At 70.1% G+C, this 21628-nt stretch carries 19 protein-coding genes; 12 read left to right on the plus strand and 7 right to left on the minus strand.

The genetic code is table 11. The features are described 5' to 3' along the window. The first annotated feature begins 7 nt into the window (after positions 1–7). The 5 genes from ACPT94_RS21560 (at position 8) to ACPT94_RS21580 (ending at position 5888) form a co-directional block, all read left to right on the plus strand. Positions 8–1288 carry a pectate lyase family protein gene (locus ACPT94_RS21560; RefSeq protein ID WP_425246573.1) on the plus strand — a complete coding sequence of 427 codons (1281 nt, stop codon included), beginning with the start codon at positions 8–10 and terminating at the stop codon, positions 1286–1288. Positions 1289–1420: 132 nt separating this feature from the next. Further along, positions 1421–2554, plus strand: a complete 1134-nt coding sequence (locus tag ACPT94_RS21565) for a pectinesterase family protein (protein WP_425246574.1) — start codon at positions 1421–1423, stop codon at positions 2552–2554. 1 nt (position 2555) lies between these two features. Beyond that, on the plus strand, positions 2556–3584 hold the full coding sequence (locus ACPT94_RS21570; protein ID WP_425246575.1) for a pectinesterase family protein: 1029 nt from the start codon (positions 2556–2558) through the stop codon (positions 3582–3584). Next, positions 3571–4731 carry a dienelactone hydrolase family protein gene (locus ACPT94_RS21575; RefSeq protein ID WP_425246576.1) on the plus strand — a complete coding sequence of 387 codons (1161 nt, stop codon included), beginning with the start codon at positions 3571–3573 and terminating at the stop codon, positions 4729–4731. Before ACPT94_RS21570 ends, ACPT94_RS21575 begins: the two co-directional genes overlap by 14 nt. A 44-nt stretch (positions 4732–4775) precedes the next feature. Continuing rightward, positions 4776–5888 carry a right-handed parallel beta-helix repeat-containing protein gene (locus ACPT94_RS21580; protein ID WP_360340122.1) on the plus strand — a complete coding sequence of 371 codons (1113 nt, stop codon included), beginning with the start codon at positions 4776–4778 and terminating at the stop codon, positions 5886–5888. Positions 5889–5895: 7 nt separating this feature from the next. Here the strand turns inward: ACPT94_RS21580 and ACPT94_RS21585 are convergent, their stop codons facing one another. Continuing rightward, entirely contained in the window at positions 5896–8103 is a 2208-nt protein-coding gene (locus ACPT94_RS21585; protein ID WP_425246577.1) for a glycoside hydrolase family 43 protein, read from the minus strand. Positions 8104–8338: 235 nt separating this feature from the next. Between ACPT94_RS21585 and ACPT94_RS21590 the strand changes: the two genes are divergently transcribed. After that, the gene (locus ACPT94_RS21590) at positions 8339–9493 is read left to right on the plus strand and encodes a right-handed parallel beta-helix repeat-containing protein (RefSeq protein WP_360340116.1); all 1155 of its coding nucleotides are present in this window, start codon (positions 8339–8341) and stop codon (positions 9491–9493) included. A gap of 122 nt (positions 9494–9615) precedes the next feature. Here ACPT94_RS21590 and ACPT94_RS21595 read toward each other — a convergent pair whose 3' ends face one another. The 3 genes from ACPT94_RS21595 to ACPT94_RS21605 form a co-directional block, all read right to left on the minus strand. Further along, the gene (locus ACPT94_RS21595) at positions 9616–10446 is read right to left on the minus strand and encodes a pectate lyase (protein ID WP_425246578.1); all 831 of its coding nucleotides are present in this window, start codon (positions 10444–10446) and stop codon (positions 9616–9618) included. A 108-nt stretch (positions 10447–10554) separates the two neighbouring features. Further along, positions 10555–11424, minus strand: coding sequence for a hypothetical protein (locus ACPT94_RS21600; RefSeq protein WP_425246579.1), 870 nt, complete (start codon positions 11422–11424; stop codon positions 10555–10557). Beyond that, complete coding sequence (locus ACPT94_RS21605) at positions 11421–11990, minus strand: SigE family RNA polymerase sigma factor (RefSeq protein WP_360340107.1); 570 nt, start codon at positions 11988–11990, stop codon at positions 11421–11423. The genes ACPT94_RS21600 and ACPT94_RS21605 overlap by 4 nt, the downstream gene beginning before the upstream one ends. A 285-nt stretch (positions 11991–12275) precedes the next feature. Here ACPT94_RS21605 and ACPT94_RS21610 point away from each other — a divergent pair, with 285 nt between their 5' ends. Then, positions 12276–13727, plus strand: a complete 1452-nt coding sequence (locus tag ACPT94_RS21610) for an NCS2 family permease (RefSeq protein ID WP_360340104.1) — start codon at positions 12276–12278, stop codon at positions 13725–13727. Positions 13728–13817: 90 nt separating this feature from the next. Here ACPT94_RS21610 and ACPT94_RS21615 read toward each other — a convergent pair whose 3' ends face one another. From ACPT94_RS21615 to ACPT94_RS21625, 3 genes are all read right to left on the minus strand, one after another. Further along, positions 13818–15266 (minus strand): peptidoglycan D,D-transpeptidase FtsI family protein, encoded by a 1449-nt coding sequence (locus ACPT94_RS21615; protein ID WP_425246580.1) that lies wholly within the window; start codon positions 15264–15266, stop codon positions 13818–13820. Positions 15267–15351: 85 nt separating this feature from the next. Next, entirely contained in the window at positions 15352–15831 is a 480-nt protein-coding gene (locus tag ACPT94_RS21620) for a GNAT family N-acetyltransferase (RefSeq protein WP_360340098.1), read from the minus strand. A gap of 3 nt (positions 15832–15834) precedes the next feature. Then, on the minus strand, positions 15835–16608 hold the full coding sequence (locus tag ACPT94_RS21625) for an IclR family transcriptional regulator (protein WP_327314200.1): 774 nt from the start codon (positions 16606–16608) through the stop codon (positions 15835–15837). Between the two features lie 162 nt (positions 16609–16770). Between ACPT94_RS21625 and ACPT94_RS21630 the strand changes: the two genes are divergently transcribed. From ACPT94_RS21630 to ACPT94_RS21650, 5 genes are all read left to right on the plus strand, one after another. Then, the gene (locus tag ACPT94_RS21630; RefSeq protein ID WP_360340095.1) at positions 16771–18300 is read left to right on the plus strand and encodes an aldehyde dehydrogenase (NADP(+)); all 1530 of its coding nucleotides are present in this window, start codon (positions 16771–16773) and stop codon (positions 18298–18300) included. Positions 18301–18346: 46 nt separating this feature from the next. Continuing rightward, a complete protein-coding gene (locus ACPT94_RS21635) occupies positions 18347–18955 on the plus strand; it encodes a DUF1349 domain-containing protein (RefSeq protein WP_360340092.1) in 609 nt (202 codons plus the stop codon). 38 nt (positions 18956–18993) lie between these two features. Next, positions 18994–19497 (plus strand): GNAT family N-acetyltransferase, encoded by a 504-nt coding sequence (locus tag ACPT94_RS21640; RefSeq protein WP_360340089.1) that lies wholly within the window; start codon positions 18994–18996, stop codon positions 19495–19497. A gap of 76 nt (positions 19498–19573) precedes the next feature. Then, a complete protein-coding gene (locus ACPT94_RS21645; protein ID WP_360340086.1) occupies positions 19574–20290 on the plus strand; it encodes a DsbA family oxidoreductase in 717 nt (238 codons plus the stop codon). Between the two features lie 116 nt (positions 20291–20406). Next, positions 20407–21477, plus strand: a complete 1071-nt coding sequence (locus tag ACPT94_RS21650) for an aminotransferase class V-fold PLP-dependent enzyme (protein ID WP_425246581.1) — start codon at positions 20407–20409, stop codon at positions 21475–21477. The last annotated feature ends 151 nt before the right edge of the window (positions 21478–21628 follow it).

Raw genomic sequence — 21628 nt, forward strand, 5'->3', positions numbered from 1 at the left:
GCATGCCATGAGCATGGCTGTCGTCGGCTGCACCGCCCTGGCCCTGACGGTCACCGGCACCACGGCACAGGCGCAGTCCTCGGGCGGCCTCGCCCGGCAGACCCTGGCCGCGAACGACGGCTGGGGCTCCTACGGCACCGGGACGACCGGCGGGTCCGCTGCCGCCGCCGAGCACATCTACACCGTCACCACCTGGGCGGAGTTCAAGGCCGCGCTGAAGGACGGCGGCGACGCACCCAAGATCATCCAGGTCAAGGGCATGATCGACGCCGTCTCCGAGGGCTGCGAGGCCTTCGTCACCGGCGGCTACGACCTCCAGCAGTACCTGAAGGACTACGACCCGGCCGTCTACGGCAACGACAAGGTCGCCATGGGTCCGCAGGAGGACGCGCGGGTCGCCTCCGCCGCCAACCAGGACTCCGTCATCAAGGCCAACATCCCCAGCAACACCACCATCGTCGGCGTCGGCAGGAACTCCGGCATCCTCGGCGGCAGCCTCCAGATCAAGGGCGTCTCGAACGTCATCATGCGCAACCTCACCATCGAGGCCCCGCTCGACTGCTTCCCCAAGTGGGACCCGACCGACGACAACAACACGGGCAACTGGAACTCCGAGTACGACGCCGTGGTCGTCTACGGCACCGACCACGTGTGGATCGACCACAACACGTTCACCGACGGGCGCTACCCCGACAGCGAGCGACCGGTCTACTTCGGCAAGGTCTTCCAGCAGCACGACGGCCTGACCGACATCGTGCGCGGCTCCAACTACGTGACCGTGTCCTGGAACCGCTTCCAGGACCACGACAAGAACATGCTGATCGGGAACAGCGACAGCACCGCCGCCCTCGACTCCGGCAAGCTCAAGGTCACCATGCACCACAACCGCTTCGAGGGGATCCTCCAGCGCTCTCCGCGGGTGCGGTTCGGACAGGTCGACGTCTACAACAACCACTACGTGGTGACCGAGGAGCAGAAGAACGACTACTACATCTTCGGCGTCGGCATCTCCTCGCAGCTCCACGCCAGCGGCAACGCCATCTCGCTGCCGGCCGGCGCCAAGGTCGGCAAGGTCCTGAAGAAGTGGAACGAGTCGCCGCTGACCGCCGAGAACAACTACGTCAACGGCAGGCTGACCGACCTCATCGCGGTGCACAACGCGGAGATCCCCGCCGAGACCCTCCAGTCCGGCGCGGGCTGGACGCCGACCCTGCGCACCAAGGTCGACCCGCCCAAGGCCGTCCCCGGCATCGTCGGCGCCCGCGCCGGCGCCGGAAAGATCTGCTGACCCCGTCGACGCCGTGACCGTCCGGGCCGGGGCCCCACCGCCCCGGCCCGCCATCCCCCACGCCCCGAGAGAACTCAGAGGAAGCCCGCAACGGAAACCCTCTGACGAGCCGCACCGCGAAGGAGCACCCGCATGCCCTCGCCCCACCCCCGACTCCCCCTGTCCAGAAGGGGATTCCTGACGGCGAGCGCCGGCGCGGGCGCCGCCCTCGGGCTCCTGGCCGCCCCCGCCGGGGCCGCCACCCGCCCGACGCGCCCGTTCGGCCGCTACGGCTCCCCGTCCGCCCGCCTCACCCCGCGGACCCTGTACGTCGACCCGCGGGGACGCGGCGACTTCACCTCCGTCCGGGACGCCGTGGCCGCCGCCGTCGGCAGCGGCTGGACCCTCGTCATCGCCCCCGGCACCTACCGCGAGACGGTCGCCGTCGACGCCACCCGCACCGAGGCGACCTGGATCGGCGCCTCGGAGAACCCGCGGGACGTCGTGATCGTGTACGACAACGCGGCCGGCACCCCCAAGCCCGGCGGCGGCACCTACGGCACCACCGGGTCGGCCACCACCACCGTGCAGGCCGACGGCTTCACCGCCCGCTGGATCACCTTCGCCAACGACTGGCTGCGAGCCGACCACCCCGGCATCACCGGAACCCAGGCCGTCGCCATCAAGGTCCAGGGCGACCGGTCCGCCTTCCACCACTGCCGCTTCCTCGGCCACCAGGACACCCTCTACGCCGACTCGATCGCCCTCGGCACCTTCGCCCGCCAGTACTTCGCCCACTGCTACGCCGAAGGAGACGTCGACTTCGTCTTCGGCCGGGCGACCGCCGTCTTCGAGCACTGCCACTTCCGCACCCTGAACCGCACCGACCTGGCCGCCGCCCCCTACGGCTTCGTCTTCGCACCCTCCACGGCGGGCGCCAACCCGCGCGGCTACCTGGTGACGAAGAGCCGTGTGACGAGCGAGGCCCCGGACCACTACTACAAGCTGGCCCGCCCCTGGGTGCCCAGCTCCGACACCACCGCCCGCCCCATGCTCACGGTCCGCGACACCCACCTCGGCCCCGGCATCGACGCGGTCGCCCCCTACACCGACATGTCCGCCTCCTTCCCCTGGCAGAACCAGCGATTCGCCGAGTACCGCAACACCGGGCCGGGCGCACGGATCACAGTCCCGGAGAACCGGCCCCAACTCACGCCCGAGCAGGCCGAGTCGGCGACCCGCGAGACCTGCCTCGGCGACTGGACGCCCTGGAAGGAGGCCTGCTGAGATGCGCCGGCGCACCCTCCTCGCGGGACTCACCGCCGGCGCCCTGAGCACGGTGGCGACCCCCGCCCACGCCCACTCCCGCCGCGTCCTGCACGTCCGCCCCGGCGACTCCGTCCAGGCCGCCGTGGACGCGGCCGACGGACCCGGCTGGACCGTCGTCGTGCACCCCGGAACATACCGGGAGGTCGTCAACATCCCTGCCGACAAGGGGTCCTTGACCCTGCGCGGCGCCTCCCGCGACCCTCGCGCCGCCGTCCTCGTCTTCGACAACGCCAACGGCACGAAGAAGCCCGACGGCACCACGTACGGCACGGCCGGATCCGCCACCTTCACCTCCGCCGCCCCCGGCCTCACCGTCCGCGACCTCACCCTCGCCAACGACTGGCTGCGCGCCGACCACCCGGACATCACCGGCACCCAGGCGGTGGCCGCGTACGTCACCGGCGACCGCTCGCGCTTCGACAACGTCCGCTTCCTCGCCCACCAGGACACCCTCTTCGCGGACACCACCGCCCTGGACGCCTTCGACCGGCAGTACTACCGGCGCTGCTACATCGAGGGCGACGTCGACTTCGTCTTCGGCCGGGCCCGGGCCGTCTTCGACACCTGCCACTTCCACACCCTCCAGCGGGACGTGACCTTCACCCCCAAGGGCATGGTCTTCGCCCCCTCCACCGCCCGCGCCAACCCCTACGGCTTCCTCGCCGTCCGCGGCCGCGTCACCTCCGGCGCCGAGGACGCCGCGTACAAGCTGGCCCGGCCCTGGGTGCCGTCGTACGAGACGACCGCCTGGCCCTCGCTGGTCGTCCGGGACACCTGGATCGGGCCCGGCGTCGACGCGGTCGCCCCCTACACCAACATGCGGGACGCCTACCCCTGGCAGACCATGCGCTTCCGGGAGCACGCCAACCGCGGTCCGGGCGCGGTGATCTCCGAGCCCGCGAACCGGCCGCAGCTGACGGCGGAGGAGGCCGCCGCGCACACCCGGCGGACCTACCTCGGGGACTGGAGGCCGTATGAGCGTCCGTGATCCGGTGGGGCGGCGGGCGTTCGTGGTCGGGTCGGGGGCCGCCCTGCTCGCCGGGGGAGTCGCCGCCACCGGCGCGCAGGCCGCCGTCGTCGACGGGCCGCTGCCCGACTTCCACCCCGCGCTGAAGGACGCCCTGACCTTCCCGCTCGCCTGGGGAAACTCCCCGATCCGTGACTTCCGCGCCTGGCGCCGGGCCGCCCGCGCCAAGGTCGAGGAGGCCCTGATCGTCGACCGGGAGGACGAGACCCCGTACGCCCCCGAGTTCGGCCACCGCCACGAAGAAGGCGGCTGCACGAGGGAGTTGGTCACCCTCTCCCTCACCCGTCACGAGCGCGTCCGCGCCGCCCTGCTCACCCCGCACGGTCCCGGCCCCTTCCCGGCCGTGCTCCTCCTGCACGACCACGGGGCGAAGTTCGACATCGGCAAGGAGAAACTGGTCCGGCCCTGGTACGACGACACCCGGCTGGCGTCCGCCGAGGCCTGGGCGGCGCGGTACTTCAGCGGGCGGTTCGTCGGCGACGAGCTGGCCCGGCGCGGCTATGTCGTCCTCGCCACCGACGCCCTCGGCTGGGGCGACCGCGGACCCCTCGCCTACGACCAGCAGCAGGCCCTGGCGAGCAACTTCTACAACCTGGGCTCGTCACTCGCCGGCCTCATGGCCCGCGAGGACGCCCGCGCCGCCGGTTTCCTCGCCCGGCTCGACCGGGTGGACCGGCGGCGGATCGCGACCGTCGGTTTCTCCATGGGCGCCTTCCGCGCCTGGCAGACGGCGGCGCTCAGCGACGACGTGGCCGCCGCGGCCGCCGTCTGCTGGATGACCGGGCTCAAGGACATGATGGTGCCCGGCAACAACACCCTGCGCGGCCAGTCCGCCTACTACATGCTCCACCCGGGACTGCCCCGCCATCTCGACTTCCCCGACGTGGCGAGCATCGCCGCACCCAGACCGATGCTCTTCTTCGGCGGCGGACTCGATCCGCTGTTCCCCGCCGACGGCGTCCGCGTGGCCCACGACAGGCTGCGCGCCGTCTGGCGCTCCCGCCACGCCGAGGAGCGGTTGCACCTGAAGACCTGGCCCGACCTCGGCCATGTCTTCGTCGACCGCATGCAGGACGAGGTCTTCACCTGGCTCGACTCCGTCCTGTGAACCGTCCCCTTCCCCCACCCGCACGACGAAAGGACCCGCACTCCATGTCTCGTCGTACCGCTCTCACGGCCCTCGCGGGCCTCACCCTCGGCGCCGGCCTCGCCGTCCTCCCCACCCAGGCACAGGCCGCCACCGTGGTCGTCAGCAACTCCACCGACCTGTCCAACGCCATCAAGAACGCCACCGCCGGGACGGTCATCCAGGTGCGCGGCGGCACCTACTACCCCACGGCCACCCTTCAGTCGACGAAGAACGGCACCTCCTCCAGCCCGATCACGCTCACCGCGTACGGCTCGGAGACCGTGAAGATCGACGGCGGGAGTCTCCCCGACGGCGACTGGATCTTCAAGCTGACCGCCGACTACTGGAACGTCTCCAACATCACCTTCCAGAACTCCCCGGACAGCGCGGTCGTCTGCCAGTCCTGCACCGGCACCAACTGGAACAACATCAAGACCATCAACGGCGGCGACTCCGGCTTCACCCTCACCGGAGACGGGACGGTCGGCAACACCGTCCGCAACCTCGACTCCTACGGCCACTACGACCCCGCCAACCACGGGGAGAACGCCGACGGCCTCGCCATCAAGTTCGGGTCGGGCACAGGCAACCTGGTCACCGGGGCCCGCCTCTACAACAACTCCGACGACGGTCTGGACTTCTGGTCCTTCTCCTCGCCCGTGACCATCGAGCACACATGGGCCATGGGCAACGGCAAGAACCGCTGGAGCGACTCCGCGTTCGCGGGCGACGGCAACGGCTACAAGCTGGGCGGCGACGGCGAGGTCGTCGCGCACGTCGTCAACAACTCGGCCGCCTGGGACAACGCGGGCAACGGCTTCACCGAGAACTCCAACAAGGGCGCGATCGTCATCAACCGCACCACCGCCTACAAGAACGGCAAGTGGGGCTACTACTTCGCCACCGGCGCGGCCCGCCTCGGCAAGAACCTCGCCGTGAGCAACGGCAGCGGCCTGGTCAGCAAGGGCTCCTCGGTGGTCTCGGCCGGCAACAACTGGGACTCGGGGATCGCGACCCCCGCCTTCCGGTCGACGGACGCCTCCAGCACCTACAACGCCCGCCAGTCCAACGGCGCGCTGCCCGTGACCACGTTCCTGACCACGGGCAGCACCACCATCGGCGCGACGATGGACTGAGCCGGCGCTAGCGCCGCACGGGCCGGACCGACTCCAGCGTCGGCACCACCGGCTTGATCGTGCCGTCGGCCGCGAACTCCATGCGGTCGATCGTGGTCTCCCGGTGCATGCCGTCACCCCCCGGCCGTCCGGGGCCGTTCAGCGCGAACCGGTGGTAGACGACGTACCAGTCGTCGGTGCCGGGCACGTTCACCACCGAGTGGTGGCCGGTGGCGAGGATGCCGTACTCCGGACGCTTCGACAGGATCGTCCCCCGCTTGGTCCACGGGCCGAGCGGGGACGGTCCCGTCGCGTAGGCCACGTGGTAGTTCTCGCTGCGGGTGTCGTCCTCGGACCACATGAAGTAGTACGTGCCCCTGCGCTTGACCACGAAGGACCCCTCACGGAAGTTGTCCGGGGTGATGTCCTTCACCTTCGCCGCGTCGAACGACACCATGTCGTCGTTCAGCGGGACGACGTACCCGTGGCCGTTGCCCCAGTAGAGGTACGAGGTCCCGTCGTCGTCCGTGAAGACGGCCGGGTCGATCATCTGGCCGGAGTAGGCGCCGCCCTTCGCCACCAGCGGCTTGCCCAGCGCGTCCTTGAAGGGTCCCGCGGGGGAGTCGGCCACGGCCACGCCGATCTGCTGCTCGGCGCAGAAGTAGAAGTAGTACGTGCCGTCGCGTTCGGCGATCGCCGGGGCCCAGGCGTACTTGTCCGCCCAGCCGACGTCCGGCCCGAGGTCCAGGACGACCCCGTGGTCCTTCCAGTGGACGAGGTCCTTGGAGGAGTAGGCCTTGAACCTGGTCCCGCTCCAGCCCCGGAAGCCGTCCGTCGTCGGGTAGATCCAGTACTCGCCGTTCAGGTAGTGGACGTCCGGGTCGGCGTTGAGGCCGGGCAGGACGGGGCTGCGGGTCACGGCCGCCTCGACCGTCCAGGTGCGTTTCGTCCCGTCGGCGGCCGTCACGGTGTACGTCTGCGGCTTGCGGAAGTCGCGGCGGGCGCCGGACCTCGGGCTCACCGTGGCCCCCTCGCCGACCCACAGCTTCGGGGCCAGCCGCGAGAGGTCGGCGCCGGGTTCCATCGGCAGGACGACCTTCGAGGCGCTCTCCGTGAGGATCGCGTATCCCTTCTGGTCCTTCGCCGTCGCGTCCACGACGGAGGTGGGCGTGGGGGAATACGCGGCCAGCAGCCGGTCGTACTCCGCCTGCGTCACCGGCAGGACCGTACCGTGCCGGGGGCTGGCGGGCAGCTGGTAGTCGGTGGACGGGGTCCACCGGCCGGAGTCGAGGTCGGTGGTCTCGAAGGGGACGTAGCCGCGGCCGCCGTACTCGTCGATGAACAGGTACCACTTCTTCTCGGTGTTCGACCTGAACACCGTCGGCCCCTCACCCCGGTCCATGGCACCGCTGCCGACGCAGTCGGCCACGAAGTCGTACTTCGTGGCGGTCAGGGACGTGGACTTCTCGGCGGTGATGAACTTCGAGCAGGGGCTGGAGGAGCTGGGGTCCCGCTCGTCCTTGGTGTAGCGGTAGTACGTGTCCTTGTACTTCACCACCGTCGAGTCGATGACCGAGTAGCCCGGGTCGTCCCAGACCTTCGGCTCGCTGAAGGTGCGGAAGTCCTTGGTCGTCGCGTACAGCATCTTGTTGTACGTCGAGCCCGTGTGGCCGGGGTCGTCGTCGGCGTACAGCTTCGACGCCCAGAAGACGACGTACGCGTCGAGCGAGTCGTCCCAGTAGGCCTCGGGCGCCCAGGTGTTGCCGGCGTTGTCGGGGGCGACCTTCACCAGGCGCTGGTCGGTCCAGTGGACCAGGTCGGTGGACTCCCACACCATGATCGACTTGCTGCCGTGCCGCTGGACCTCGTCCCAGCTGCCGCTGCTGTTCCGGTACATGCGCAGGTCGGTGGCGATGAGGTAGAACCTGTCGCCCTCGGGGGAGCGGATCACGAACGGGTCGCGCAGACCCTTCTCACCGATGGTGGACGTCAGAACCGGCTTCCCGGCGTTCAACTCCCGCCAATGCAACGGGTCGTTGCCCCGGCTGAGGGCATAGCGGATCTGCTCGCCGTCGGCGGTGCCCTCGCCGGTGAAGTAGGCGAAGAGATAGCCGGCGTACTTCGGTTGGGTCACGGGGGGTGCTCCGGTGTTCGCGGTACTGGGGGGCGAGGTGAGGAGGGCCAGGAGGAGGGCGAAGAGGGGGGCCAGGAGCGTGCGGGCGAAGTGGGGGCGCATGACACTTCCTGTGTGAGTGTGGGGGTTTTTGTTGGGTGCGGTGCCCTGGGAGTCTCACCAGTGGGGGTCGGAGGCGTCAATCGGTGGGGACGCGGCGGGAGGGGAGCGAAAGTTTCGATCTCTTTCGCCGGCCTCGGCAACCCTTTCCGGCCACGGCGGCGACTGCTTTTCAGAAACGGGCCGGGGCGGCCCCTCCGGCCCGTTTCCTCCCCCTCCTCTAGGAAAGGAACGCCCCGTGCGCTTGAGCACCGGACGCCACCGCAGGACGCGCACCCTCTCGATCGCCGCCGCGGTGGCCGTCGCCGCGGGGGCGGGCGGCGTCTACCTCGGCCTGACGAACGACGGCGCGCAGGCCGCCACCACGACGGTCACCGTCTCCACCACCGCCCAGCTGGAGTCGGCCGTGAAGAACGCGGTCGCCGGTACGGTCATCCAGGTCCGCGGCGGCACGTACTACCCGACGGCCACCCTGAAGTCGACGGCCAGTGGCACCGCGTCGAGCCGGATCACGCTTCAGGCGTACGGCGGCGAGAAGGTGAAGATCGACGGGTCCAGGCTGGCCGCCGGCTCCTGGCTCGCCGCCGTCTACGGCAGCTACTGGACCGTCCAGAACCTCACCTTCCAGAACTCGCCGGCTCAGGGCTTCGTGGTGACGTCGTCGACGGGTGGTGTGTTCAAGAACCTCGTCACCGCCGGCAACGGCGACTCCGGGTTCACCCTGCGCGGCGACAACACCGTCGGCAACCTCGTGCAGAACCTGGACAGTCACGGCAACTACGACGCCGCCGGGCACGGGCAGAACGCGGACGGCATCGCCATCAAGTTCGGCTCGGGGAGCGGCAACCGGGTCACGGGCGCCCGTCTCTACAACAACTCCGACGACGGCCTCGACCTCTGGCAGTTCTCCACACCGGTCACCATCGAGCACTCCTGGGCCTTCGGCAATGGCAAAAACCGGTGGAACGACGCCGCCTTCGAGGGCAACGGCAACGGGTTCAAGCTGGGCGGCGGGGGTGTCGCCGTCGCGCACCTCGTCAACAACAACGCGGCCTGGGACAACACGTTGAACGGGTTCACCGAGAACTCCAACACCGGGGCGATCGCGTTGAACCGGAACACGGCGTACTCCAACGCGCAGGCCGGGTTCTACTTCGCCACGGGGAAGGCCCGGCTGGCCCGCAACCTCGCCGTCGGCAACAGGGGCGGGTTGTCGAAGCTCGGTTCCGCCACGGTGTCCGCGGCGAACAACTGGGACAGCGGGGTCCCGACCCCGGCCTTCAGGTCGACGGACGCGACCACCGCGTACGGCGCCCGCAAGCCGGACGGTGCGCTGCCGGCGACGACGTTCCTGACCACCGGCTCCACGACGATCGGTGCCACCATGAACTAGGCAGACGAAAGCCCCCGCCGGTGACCGCCGGCGGGGGCTTTCTCCTGCGGGCCGGAGAGGGGCTCAGGCCGGCAAGTCGATGCAGTCGAACGACGGTGCTCCGTCACTTATTGAAAGATCACTTACTTGTACGTGATGTCGGACGCCTTGAACTTGCAGGTCGCTCCGTCGGCGCCGGTGCCGAGCTCCGTCGGCTCCTTGCCGGTGTTGTTGCCCTTGAAGCGGACGCAGGTCTTCGTCTTCTTCTTGCTGTCGCCCTGGATGCGGATCTTCGACAGCGTGGCGGTGTCGCCGTAGTTGGCGTTCACGCCGACGATCGCCTTCAGCGGCGCGACCACGTCGATGTCGCTGAGCACGATCGTGCGCTTGTACTGCGTCTTGCAGTTGCCGCAGGAGCGGACCAGCTTGCCGGAGTTCTCCACCCGGAAGCCGGTCACGACGAGCTTGCCGGCGCCGTTGAACTGCAGCACCTTGTCCGAGCCGTTCTTCGCGCCACCGCCGATGACCTTGTACACGGACGAGGCGGACTTGCCCTTGAAGCTGGCGGCGTCCTCGCCGACGTCCAGCCACCACACGTTCTGCAGCGTGCAGGAGCCCTTGCAGTGGACGCCGTCCGCACCCGGCGTCCCGATGATCACGTTCTTCAGCACGGCGCCGTCGGCCAGCTCGAAGATCGGGTCCTGGCCCTCCTCCTGGCCGCTGCCGCCCAGCTCACCGGCGCCGTAGAACTTCTTCAGCTTGCCGTCGTACGTACCCGAGACCTTGATCGTCGAGGACACGGCCTTGCTGCCGTTGGCCGTCGGCCAGACCGACGCGGCGCCCGCGGACGAGAGCATCGTCGTGGTGACGATCGCCGCGCCGGAGATCGCGAACGCGGCGGAGCCCGCGATCAGCGCCCGCCGCCTGGTGACCTTGCGGCGGTGCCGGACACGCGGTTCTGCTGGAGCAGTCATGTACCGATTCCTCAAGTGGGTGGTGACTCTTGCGCCTTGTGGTCGCCACCGGTGAGGAAAGGGTTGCCGCGTAGTCGAAAGTTTTTTCCGGGACTCCTGAGGGATCCCTCAGGAGTCGCCCTCGTCGTCGTCCCGGGCCGCGAAGTCGCCGCCCACGGAGCCCTCCTGGCTCTGCGACCGGCCCGTGATCGCGTAGCTGTCGTCCTTGGCGTCCCGGCCGCCGCGGTCGTGGTCGTACTGCCCGGCGAACACCCACTCGCCCTTCGGGACCGCACGGCCCTCCTTGAGCACCCAGGTGTAGACCAGGAAGCCGCCCTTCTCCTCGACCGTGAACGTGAAGTCGCCCTCCGGCAGCGAGCGCCAGGCCCCTGTCGAGGACACCCCGCCGGTCTGCGCGACCTTCAACTGCACGGTCAGCGCCGTGAGTTGCTCGGAAGTCTTGATCGTGATGTTGCTCTGCGCCCAGAAGTCGTTGCTGTGCGGGTCCACCGAGCCGTCCGACCACAGCGGGCCGTCCTCGGTGTCGTCGGTGCCCGGCAGCATCGTGGCGGCGGGCGGAGCGGAGGGAGCCGGCTGCGTGTTCTTCGACGGGGTGCTGCTCGGCTCGGGGTCCTGCTTCCCGCCGCCACCGGAACTGGGCTTCGGCTTCGGGGAGACCGGCGGACGGCTCGTCGCGTCCGGGGACTCGACCGGCGGCGGCGAGACGGAGACCGTCTGCTGCGGCGGGGTGTCGCCCTTCACCGCGGAGGCCACCGCGTAGCCGCCGACCGCGAGCATGCCCGCGACCGCGGCCGTGGCGCCCACGATCCGCGCCCAGCCCCACAGCGGCGGGCGCGTCGCCCGGTGATCGGCCCGTTCCTGTCCCGCCATGCCCCGCTCGACCCGGGCCAGGATCCGGGCCCGGTCCGGCTCGTGCGCCTCGGCCGCCTCGTGCAGCCGGGCGCGCAGCTCGTCGTGCACGTCCCGCTGCATCGTCATCGGTCCCTTCCTACGGACTCACCGGTGCGCACCGCCATCGCGGCGTGCACCTTCAGCGGTGCTCCTTTGGCGCCGAGCAGCTTCTGCAACTCGGCCATTCCCTTCGAGGTCTGGCTCTTCACCGTACCCACCGAGACCCCCAGCGCGAGCGCGGTGTCCTTCTCCGAGAGGTCGAAGGCGTGCCGGAGCACCACGCAGGCCCGTTTGCGGAAGGGGAGTCTACGCAGTGCCGACTGGACGTCCACAACGCCCGCGACGTCCGGATTCTCCGTCTTCTCCTCGCGCTGCGACCAGAACAGGGCGATCCTGCGGCGCTCGCGGACGGCACTGCGGATGCGGGTGCGGGCCAGGTTGGCGACGACGCCCCGCGCGTACGCCACCGGATGGTCGGCCGCGCGCACCCGGTCCCAGCGGTGCCACAACGCCAGCAGCGCGTCCGCCGCCAGGTCGTCGGCGGCGTCCGCCTCGCCGGTCAACAGATGGGCGAGGCGGGACAGTTCGGCGTAGTGGCGTTCGAAGAAGGCATGGAATTCCACGGAGGCGGCGTCGTCGACGACTGTGCCCACGGGTGACCTCTTCTCGGTGCGACTTCCGGCACCCTCTGCGGGGCGCCTGCTGTGCGTGTCATGTGAATGACATGGGGATGTCCCGGGGAGGGGTCGGGACGAGATCCGGAAGCGTAGCAGTGATCGACAAGCCGGTTTGGTACGGGGGTTCGAACACCGTATGGCAGCCCGAACGTAGTCCGAACCCGATTCCGTAACACGGGGAAAACCTGAAGCGGGTTCGACAAGGGAACAATCCAGCCAGCATCCGCACACTGATCAACCAGGTCACGAGGAGTGTCCGCCATGTCCGAAACACAGAAGGTGACCGGCCGGCCAAGTACCCCGCCCACGGCGGTGAACAGTGTCGACCGGTTCTTCAGGATCTCCGAACGGGGGTCGACCTTCGGCCGTGAGATACGCGGCGGGTTCGCCACGTTCTTCACGATGGCCTACATCCTTGTCCTGAATCCCATCATCCTGGGCAGCGCCAAGGACAAGTTCGGCGAGTCCCTGGACCCCGTCCAACTCACCACCGCCACCGCCCTGGTGGCCGCCGTCATGACGATCATCATGGGCGTCGGCGGCAACCTCCCCCTCGCGCTCGCCGCCGGCCTCGGCCTCAACGCCGTCGTCGCCTTCCAGATCGCCCCGCTGATGAGCTGGGACGACGCGATGGGCCTGATCGTCCTCGAGGGCCTGCTGATCTGCGTCCTGGTGGTGACCGGTCTGCGCGAGGCCGTCATGCACGCCATCCCGCAGCCGCTCAAGCAGGCGATCAGCGTCGGCATCGGCCTGTTCATCGCCTTCATCGGCTTCGTCGACGCCGGCTTCGTCAGCCGCATCCCCGACGCCGCCAACACCACCGTGCCCGTTCAGCTCGGCGGCTCCGGCACCCTCACCGGGTGGCCGGTCCTCGTCTTCTGCCTCGGCGTGCTGCTGACCATCGGCCTGCTCGCCCGCAAGGTCAAGGGCGCCATCCTGATCAGCATCGTGACGATGACGCTCCTCGCGATCGTCATCAACTCCGTGGCGGACATCAAGTCCTGGGGTCTGACCACGCCCGAGTGGCCCGACAAGATCGTCGACACCCCCGACTTCGGGCTGATCGGACACTTCAGTCTGTTCGGCGCCTTCGGCGAGACCACCGCGATCACGGTCGTCCTGCTCGTCTTCACGCTGATCCTGTCGGACTTCTTCGACACCATGGGCACGGTCGTCGGCATCAGCGCCGAGGCCGGCCTGCTCGACGAGGACGGCAAGGTGCCCAACCTGGGCCGTGTGCTGCTCATCGACGGAGCGGCGGCGGTGGCGGGCGGCGCGGCCTCGTCCTCCTCCGCGACCTCCTACATCGAGTCGGCGGCCGGCGTCGGCGAGGGTTCCCGCACCGGCTTCTCCAACCTGGTCACCGGCGGCCTGTTCGCCCTCGCCCTGTTCCTGACCCCGCTGCTCACCATCGTCCCGCTCCAGGCCGCGGCCCCCGCGCTGGTCGCGGTCGGCTTCCTGATGATGACCCAGGTCAAGAACATCGACTGGGACAAGTACGAGATCGCCATCCCCGCGTTCCTGACGATCGCCGTGATGCCGTTCACCTACTCCATCACCAACGGCATCGGCGCGGGCTTCCTCGCCTACGTCGTGATCAGGACGGTGCTGGGCAAGGCGAAGGAGATCCACTGGCTGCTGTGGGGGGCCTCGGCTCTGTTCGTGGTGTACTTCGCGATCGATCCCATCGAGCAGCTTCTCGGCGCGAAGTGAGGTGTGCGCGATCGGCTGCGGTTCGTCCGTGGCTGATCGCGCCCACGCGGCGGAGCCGCACAGCGATACAGCCCCGCGCCCCTAGGTGGGTCAGCTGAGCGCTGCTTTCATCATCGCCCTTGCCACCGGCGCCGCCAGTCCGTTCCCGCTGACCTCGGACCGGGCCGCGTCCGACTGCTCCACGACCACCGCCACGGCGACCTCCTTGCCGCCGGCCTTGCCGTAGGACGTGAACCAGGCGTACGGCGTCTTGCTGTTGTTCTCACCGTGCTGGGCGGTACCCGTCTTGCCGCCGACGGTCACCCCGTCGATCCGCGCGTTCGTCCCCGTACCCTTCTCGACGACCGTCCGCATCGCCGACTGCAACTGCTCGGCGGTGCCGGAGCTGACGACCTGTGTCGTCGAGGCCTCGTCGTCGTAGTTCGTCAGGACGTCGCCGCCGCTGTCGGTGATCTGCGAGACCATGTGCGGCGACACCAGTTTGCCGCCGTTGGCTATGGCCGCGGAGACCATGGCCATCTGGAGCGGGGTCGCGGTCACGTCGAACTGGCCGATGCCGGTCAGCGCGGTCGACGACTCGTCCATGCCGGAGGGGTACACGCTCGGGTAGGCGCGCACCGGCACATCCAGTTCGTCGTCGTCGAAGCCGAACTTCTCGGCCATCGCCTTCACCTTGTCCTGCCCCAACTGGACGGCCATGTGGGCGAAGACGTTGTTGCAGGAGTACTGGAGCGCGACCCGGATCGAGGCGTTCTCGCAGGGCGCGGACGTGTTCTCGTTGCGCAGCACCGTCGTGGTGCCCGGCAGGGTGTAGGGGTCCGGGCTGTCCGTCCTGTCGTCCACCGACGAGTACAGCCCGTCCTCCAGCGCGGCCGCCGCCACGACCAGCTTGAACGTCGAGCCCGGTGGCAGCGGTTGGCGCAGCGCGCGGTTGGTGAGCGGTTTGTCCGGGTCCGCGTTCAGCTTCTTCCAGGCCGCGCCGGCGGTGTTGGCGTCGGTGAGCGAGGACGGGTCGTACGACGGTGTGGACACGACCGCGAGGATCCTGCCGGTCGTCGGGTCGATGGCGACGGCCGCGCCCTTGGTGTCGCCGAGCGCGTCGTAGGCCGCCTTCTGCACGTCCGGATCGATGGTCGTGATGACGTCGCCCGGGTCGGCGCGCTGGTTGGTCACCGTGTCCATCACGGTCTTCAACCGGCTGTCCGTGCCGTTGAGCAGGTCCGCGTAGACGCCCTCCAACTGCGTGGGGGCGTAGCTCTGCGAGGCATAACCCGTGACCGCCGCGTACAAGGGCCCGTTCGTGTACGTGCGCCGGTACTCGAGGTCGCTGTCCGTCGTGACCGCCGAGCCGGTGATCGCCTTGCCGGCCACGATGATGTTCCCGAGCGGCTTCGCGTACGTCTCGATCGCGTTGCGCCGGTTGTTCTGGTCGTCCGCCAGCGCCCGGCCCTCGTAGAACTGCACCCAGGTCGCCCGGATCAGCAGGGCGAACACCAGCAGCAGCGTGAAGACCGAGACGCGCCTGATCGTTTTGTTCATGACGTCCGGAAGACGTACGGGCGGAAGGGAATCGTTCCCGTCCGCCGCTTTTCTCATCGTCCGTTCATCTACGGCCCGGCGAGGCTCAGGCCGGTGCGGGCTCCAGCTTCAGCACGACCTCGGCGATCTCCTCGCCGCGCGCGGGGGCGTATCCCGTGGCGTGGGCCGTCGTCCGGAAGCCGCACTTCTCCAGCACCCGCAGCGAGCCCGCGTTGTCCGCCGCCGCGCGGGCGTACAACGGACGCTCCGTCACCTCGGCCAGCAGTCCGCGCAGCGCTGCCGTCGCCACGCCCCGCCCCCAGTAGGCGCGGTCCACCCAGTACGTGACCTCGCGCTCGCCGGGCTCCCCGTACACGGACGCGTTGCCGACGACATCCCCGTCGGCCAGGATCGTGCGGATGAGGGCGGTGGAGGACCTGATGCGTTTCCAGTGGGCCTCGAAGGCGTCCCGGTCGGCCGGGTCCTCGGGGGTGAACGCGGCCATCCGGAGCGCTTCCGGGTCGTTCAGCTGCCGGTAGAAGACCGGCAGGTCGCTGTCGTGGACTTCGCGGAGTACCACCTGCACCGTTCAGAGCCTCCGGGTCGCGAGAGTCAGCCGGTCGCGCGCGTCGAACAGGGCGTCCTTCACCATCTGTTCGTGCGCGGGTGTCAGTCTAGCCACGGGGACCGAGCAGCTGATCGCGTCCCGTGCCGGCGTGCGGTACGGGATCGCGACGCCGAAGCAGCGCAGGCCGAGCGTGTTCTCCTCGCGGTCCACGGCGAAGCCCTGCTCGCGGACCTGGCGCAGCTCCTCGATGAGCTTCTCGCGGTCCGTGATCGTGTGCTCGGTGAGCGCGGGCAGCGTCTCCGGGAGCATCTTGCGGACCTGCTCGTCGGTGTACGTGCTCAGCAGCGCCTTGCCGAGGGAGGTCGAGTGGGCGGGGAGGCGGCGGCCCACGCGGGTGAAGGGGCGGAGGTAGTGCTGGGACTGGCGGGTGGCGAGGTAGACCACGTTGGTGCCGTCCAGACGAGCCAGGTGGATGGTCTCGGTGGTGTCGTCCGAGAGACGGTCCAGCGTCGGACGGGCGGCCGCGACCACCTCGTCGCCGTCGATGTAGGAGGTGCCGACCAGCAGGGCCCGGACGCCGATGCCGTACCGCGTGCCGGTCGCGTCGGTCTCCACCCAGCCCAGCTCCACGAGCGTGCGCAGCAGCATGTAGAGGCTGGACTTGGGATAGCCGACGGCCTCCTGGACCGAGGCCAGGGAGTGCATGCCGGGGCGGCCGGCGAAGTATTCCAGCAGCTCAACCGTCCGCACCGCGGACTTGACCTGCGCCCCGCCCCCCGTCTCGCCAGCCGACATCGCCCTTGACCCCTTCGTTCGACGAGAAGCTGAAGATATAGTCTCCAACAGCATATTCATCATCAGAGACGGTGTTCAGTATATCGAACGTCCCTGGTGGGTGACCTAAGTACAGCGGCATTGCGAATGCGGCATGCGGCATCGAACGTGGAGGGACCCGCGGTGGCAGCAGCACCAGTCTGGAGTGTCGACCCCCGTACCGGGAAGCAGCGTGAACAGGTTGCGGTGGAGGCCACGGCCCAGGAGGTGGACTCCGTCGTCCGCGCCGCGCACGCCACGCGCGAGGCACTCGCCGACCGCACCGTCCGTGCGGCCTTCCTGCGCACCGCCGCCGAGCGTCTGGAGGCGGCCAAGGACCAGCTCGTCGAGGTCGCCGACGCCGAGACCGCGCTCGGCCCGGTCCGCCTGACCGGCGAGCTCGCCCGCACCTGCTACCAGCTGCGCGCGTTCGCCGGCATCGTCGACGAGGGCGCCTTCCTCGACGTCGTCATCAACCACCCCGACGACACCGCCACCCCGCCCGTTCCGGACCTGCGCCGCTACAAGGTGCCCCTGGGCGTCGTCGCCGTCTACTCGGCCTCCAACTTCCCCTTCGCCTTCTCCGTCGCCGGCGGCGACACCGCGAGCGCGCTGGCCGCGGGCTGCCCGGTCGTCGTCAAGGCCCACCCCGACCACCCGGGCCTGTCCGAGCTGGTCGCCCACGTCCTGCGGGGAGCCGCCGCCGCGCACGGCATCGACCAGGCCGTCGTCGGTCTCGTCCACGGCTTCGAGGCGGGCGTCGAGCTCATCAAGCACCCGCTGGTCGCCGCCGCGGGCTTCACCGGGTCCATCCGGGGCGGGCGCGCGCTGTTCGACGCGGCCGCGGCGCGGCCGGTGCCGATCCCGTTCCACGGCGAGCTCGGCTCGCTGAACCCCGTCCTGGTGACCGAGGCGGCCGCCGCCGAGCGGGCCGAGGCGATCGGCACGGGTCTCGCCGGGTCGATGACGCTGGGCGTCGGCCAGTTCTGCGTGAAGCCGGGACTGGTGCTGGTGCCGTCCGGTGCCGCCGGTGACGGGCTGGTCAAGTCGCTCACGGACGCCGTGAGCGACACGGACGCCGGGGTGCTGCTCGACCACCGGATGCGGGACAACTTCATCGCCGGTGTCGCCGAGCGCGCCGAGCTGCCCGGCGTGGAGTCCCCGGTGACGCCGGGAGCGGGCGGCGAGCACACGGTCAGCGCCGGTTTCCTGACGGTCCCGGCCGAGAAGCTGGCCGGCGAAGGGGCGTACGACCTGCTCCTGGAGGAGTGCTTCGGCCCGGTCACCGTCGTGGCCCGCTACGAGTCCGAGGACGAGGCCAAGGCCGTTCTCTCGCGACTGCCGGGCAACCTCACGGCGACGGTCCAGCTGTCCGAGGAGGAGGCGGCCGGGCAGGGACGGGGCGCGGAGCTCCTCGCCGAGCTGACGCCGCTGGCCGGACGGGTGCTGGTGAACGGCTGGCCGACCGGGGTCGCCGTCGCACCGGCCCAGCACCACGGGGGGCCGTACCCGGCGACCACGTCCACGTCCACCTCCGTGGGCGGGACGGCGATCGAGCGGTGGCTGCGGCCGGTGGTGTACCAGAACGCCCCGGAGGCGCTGCTGCCGCCCGAGCTCCGGGACGACAACCCGCTCGGACTGCCCCGGCGCTTCAACAACAACCTCGAGCGCTGAACACCCCACGGCCACACCGAGCAAGGCGAACTGGAAAACTCCGAGGATGGACGTAGAACTTCCCGAACTCCCCTTCCCCCTCCGCACCTACGGGCCGGACGGGCACTGGTCCTACGAGGACGGTGTCCTCACGGGGTGGGCCGGCCCCCGGCAGGATCGTTTCGTGCCGCCCACCGGGGAAGCGCTGGAGCCCGCCTCCGACGCTCCCCGGCTGCTCGGGGCGCCCGAAGGGGACTTCCAGTTCGTCGCGCGGGTCACCGTCGGCTTCAACGGGGCCTTCGACGCGGGCGTGTTGTACGTCCACGTCGGCGAGCGGGCCTGGGCCAAGCTCTGCCTGGAGTACTCCCCGGACGTGCCCACCGTCTGCACGGTGGTCACCCGGGGACACTCCGACGACGCCAACTCCTTCACGGTGGACGGCAGTTCCGTCTGGCTGCGGGTGAGCCGGACCGGACGGGCCTTCGCCTTCCACGCCTCCCGGGACGGCAAGCGCTGGACCTTCGTCCGGCTGTTCACCCTGGGCGACGAGAAGGAGACGGGGGACGCCCTGGTCGGCTTCATGGCACAGGCGCCGATGGGGGAGGGGTGTGTCGTGACGTACGACCACATCGAGTTCCGGCCCAGCTGGCCGGACGACCTGCGCGACGGAAGCTGAAGCGGAACCGGACCGGCAGAGGTCTCGTCCTCCGGTGCGTGATCAGTGACCGAGTGGCCGTGGGCCGAGTGATCCGTACCGCCGTGCCCGCCGAGACGGCGGGCATCGCCGCACTGCACGCGCGCGCCCGGGCGACCTACTACCCCGACGGCCTGCCGGACGACGGCATCGACTGGCTCGCCAACTGGCGCGCGGCCATCGAGCGGCCCGACGGGCAGGTGCTGTGCGTGATCGAGGCGGGCCGGATCGTCGGCCTCGCCTCGTTCCGCACCCCGGAAGGCGCCCCGGCGGACACGGTCAAGCTGTTCCAGTTCCACGTCGACCCCGCCCACTGGCGCTCCGGGGTCGGTACGGCCCTGCACAGGGCCTGCGTCGAGCAGTGGCACGCCGACGGCAGGCGGACGGCCGTACTCGACGTGCACGTCGACAACCGGCGCGCCCAGGCCTTCTACGCGCGTCAGGGCTGGATCCCGGACCCGGAGCACCCGCCCGTCGCGGGGGACCACCATCTTTTCCTGCGGTTCGCGGTGACCGGGGAATGAAGGCCACCGTTTGAACGTTCACGTACCCAGCCGGAGGACGTCTCCGTACCCCGCACGACCTGAAGAGAGCCGAGACATGCGCGTCGAGATCTGGAGCGACATCGCCTGCCCCTGGTGCTACGTGGGCAAGGCCCGCTTCGAGAAGGCGCTCGAGGCCTTCCCGCACCGCGACCAGGTCGAGGTGGTGCACCGCTCCTTCGAGCTGGACCCCGGCCGCGCCAAGGGCGACGTCCAGCCCGTGATCACGATGCTCACCCGGAAGTACGGCATGAGCGAGGCCCAGGCGCAGGCCGGTGAGGACAACCTCGGTGCCCAGGCCGCCGCCGAGGGCCTGGACTACCGCACCCGGGACCGCGACCACGGCAACACCTTCGACATGCACCGCCTCCTGCACTTCGCCAAGGAGCAGGGCAGGCAGGACGAGCTGATCCAGCTCCTCTACCGGGCCAACTTCGCCGAGGAGCGCTCCCTCTTCACCGAGGGCGACGAGCGGCTCGTGGCGCTGGCCGTCGAGGCCGGTCTCGACGCCGACGCCACCCGCGAGGTGCTCGCCGACCCGTCCGCGTACGCCGACGAGGTCCGCGCCGACGAGCGTGAGGCCGCCGAACTCGGGGCCAACGGCGTGCCGTTCTTCGTCCTCGACCGCAAGTACGGCGTCTCCGGCGCCCAGCCCGCCGAGGTCTTCGCGCAGGCGCTGACCCAGGCGTGGGGCGAGCGCTCGCCGCTGAAGCTGGTGGACCAGGGGGACGCCGAGGCCTGTGGCCCGGACGGGTGCGCGGTCCCGCAGCACTGAGGACGGGCGGACAGACGGCGGACGTGCAGGCAGAGGCCCACTTATAAGCGTTCCTTAGGGGAACCGCGTAAGAATCCGCAATGGACTTGGACTTCTCCGGGCCCCACAGTGGAGTCATGGAGACCACGGAGAGCACGGAGACCTTCGAGACCCTCGTCCGCACCGAGTTCGCCCCGAAGACCACCTACCTCAACACCGCGAGCAACGGCCTGCTGCCGGCCCGGACCGTCACCGCCCTGAACCAGGCGGTGCGGCTGCGGGCCGAGGGCATGCCCCTGGTTCCTCTGTACGAGAACGTGGAGGTCGCTCGCGCGTCCTTCGCCCGGCTGGCCGGTGTGCCGGTCGAGCGCGTCGCCACGGGCGCCTCGATCGCCGAGTACGGCGGGCTGATCGCCGCGTCGCTGCCCGCCGGTGCGGAAGTCCTCACGGCGGAGGGCGACTTCTCCTCCCTGGTGAACCCGTTCCATGTGCGCGACGACCTGAAGGTCCGCGCCGTGCCCCTGGAGCGGCTCGCCGAGTCCGTCCGCCCCGGCACCGCGCTCGTCGCGGTCAGCACCGCCCAGTCCGCCGACGGCCGGCTCGCCGACCTGCCGGCCGTGCGCGAGGCGGCCCGGGCACACGGAGCCCGCACCTACGTCGACGCCTCCCAGTCGGCCGGCTGGCTGCCGATGGACGCCGACGCGGACGACTTCCTCGCCGCCGTCGGCTTCAAGTGGCTCCTGGGGCCGCACGGGGCCGCTTTCTTCGTCGCCCCGCGGGACTTCGGCGGGCTCACACCACTGCTCGCCGGCTGGGTCGCCGGTGAGGTTCCCTGGGAGAGCTGCTACGGGCCCGTCGACGAACTCGCCCACTCCGCGCGGCGGTTCGACGTCAGCCCGTCCCTCTTCACCTACGCCGGGCTGCGTGCCTCGCTGGAGCTCATCGAGGAGATCGGCGTCGACGTCGTGCACGCCCACGACGCCGCTCTCGCGGACCGCTTCCGCGCCGGGCTTGCCGAGCTGGGCCACGAGCCGGTGCCCGCGCCGGGCTCGGCGATCGTGTCCGTGCCGGGGCTCGGCCACTGGCAGGGCGAACTGAGCAGGGCGGGCATCCAGGTGTCCGACCGGGCGGGCGCCCTGCGAGCCGCGTTCCACCTCTACAACACGCCTGCGGACGTGGACCGCCTGCTGGACGTGCTGTCGGGATGACCAGGAGCGCGGGCGGCATCCCCGGCGAGACGGTGACGCCGCCCGCGCCTCGGGGGTTCACTTCACACTCACCGCACGTGAGTGAAATCGCGTGCCCCGATGCTGTGTCTTCCGGGGGGCGACCCCCGGGCCCCCGGCCGGGGGGCATTCA

It is taken from the genome of Streptomyces aurantiaciflavus, from assembly GCF_049808595.1.
Classification (GTDB): domain Bacteria; phylum Actinomycetota; class Actinomycetes; order Streptomycetales; family Streptomycetaceae; genus Streptomyces.

Excerpts from the sequence above, each read along its gene's own strand:
- ACPT94_RS21560 (WP_425246573.1), top strand. The coding sequence starts at position 8 with ATGAGCATGGCTGTCGTCGGCTGCACCGCCCTGGCCCTGACGGTCACC.
- ACPT94_RS21565 (WP_425246574.1), top strand. The coding sequence starts at position 1,421 with ATGCCCTCGCCCCACCCCCGACTCCCCCTGTCCAGAAGGGGATTCCTG.
- ACPT94_RS21570 (WP_425246575.1), top strand. The coding sequence starts at position 2,556 with ATGCGCCGGCGCACCCTCCTCGCGGGACTCACCGCCGGCGCCCTGAGC.
- ACPT94_RS21575 (WP_425246576.1), top strand. The coding sequence starts at position 3,571 with ATGAGCGTCCGTGATCCGGTGGGGCGGCGGGCGTTCGTGGTCGGGTCG.
- ACPT94_RS21580 (WP_360340122.1), top strand. The coding sequence starts at position 4,776 with ATGTCTCGTCGTACCGCTCTCACGGCCCTCGCGGGCCTCACCCTCGGC.
- ACPT94_RS21585 (WP_425246577.1), bottom strand. The coding sequence starts at position 8,103 with ATGCGCCCCCACTTCGCCCGCACGCTCCTGGCCCCCCTCTTCGCCCTC.
- ACPT94_RS21595 (WP_425246578.1), bottom strand. The coding sequence starts at position 10,446 with ATGACTGCTCCAGCAGAACCGCGTGTCCGGCACCGCCGCAAGGTCACC.
- ACPT94_RS21600 (WP_425246579.1), bottom strand. The coding sequence starts at position 11,424 with ATGACGATGCAGCGGGACGTGCACGACGAGCTGCGCGCCCGGCTGCAC.
- ACPT94_RS21610 (WP_360340104.1), top strand. The coding sequence starts at position 12,276 with ATGTCCGAAACACAGAAGGTGACCGGCCGGCCAAGTACCCCGCCCACG.
- ACPT94_RS21615 (WP_425246580.1), bottom strand. The coding sequence starts at position 15,266 with ATGAACAAAACGATCAGGCGCGTCTCGGTCTTCACGCTGCTGCTGGTG.
- ACPT94_RS21625 (WP_327314200.1), bottom strand. The coding sequence starts at position 16,608 with ATGTCGGCTGGCGAGACGGGGGGCGGGGCGCAGGTCAAGTCCGCGGTG.
- ACPT94_RS21635 (WP_360340092.1), top strand. The coding sequence starts at position 18,347 with ATGGACGTAGAACTTCCCGAACTCCCCTTCCCCCTCCGCACCTACGGG.
- ACPT94_RS21645 (WP_360340086.1), top strand. The coding sequence starts at position 19,574 with ATGCGCGTCGAGATCTGGAGCGACATCGCCTGCCCCTGGTGCTACGTG.
- ACPT94_RS21650 (WP_425246581.1), top strand. The coding sequence starts at position 20,407 with ATGGAGACCACGGAGAGCACGGAGACCTTCGAGACCCTCGTCCGCACC.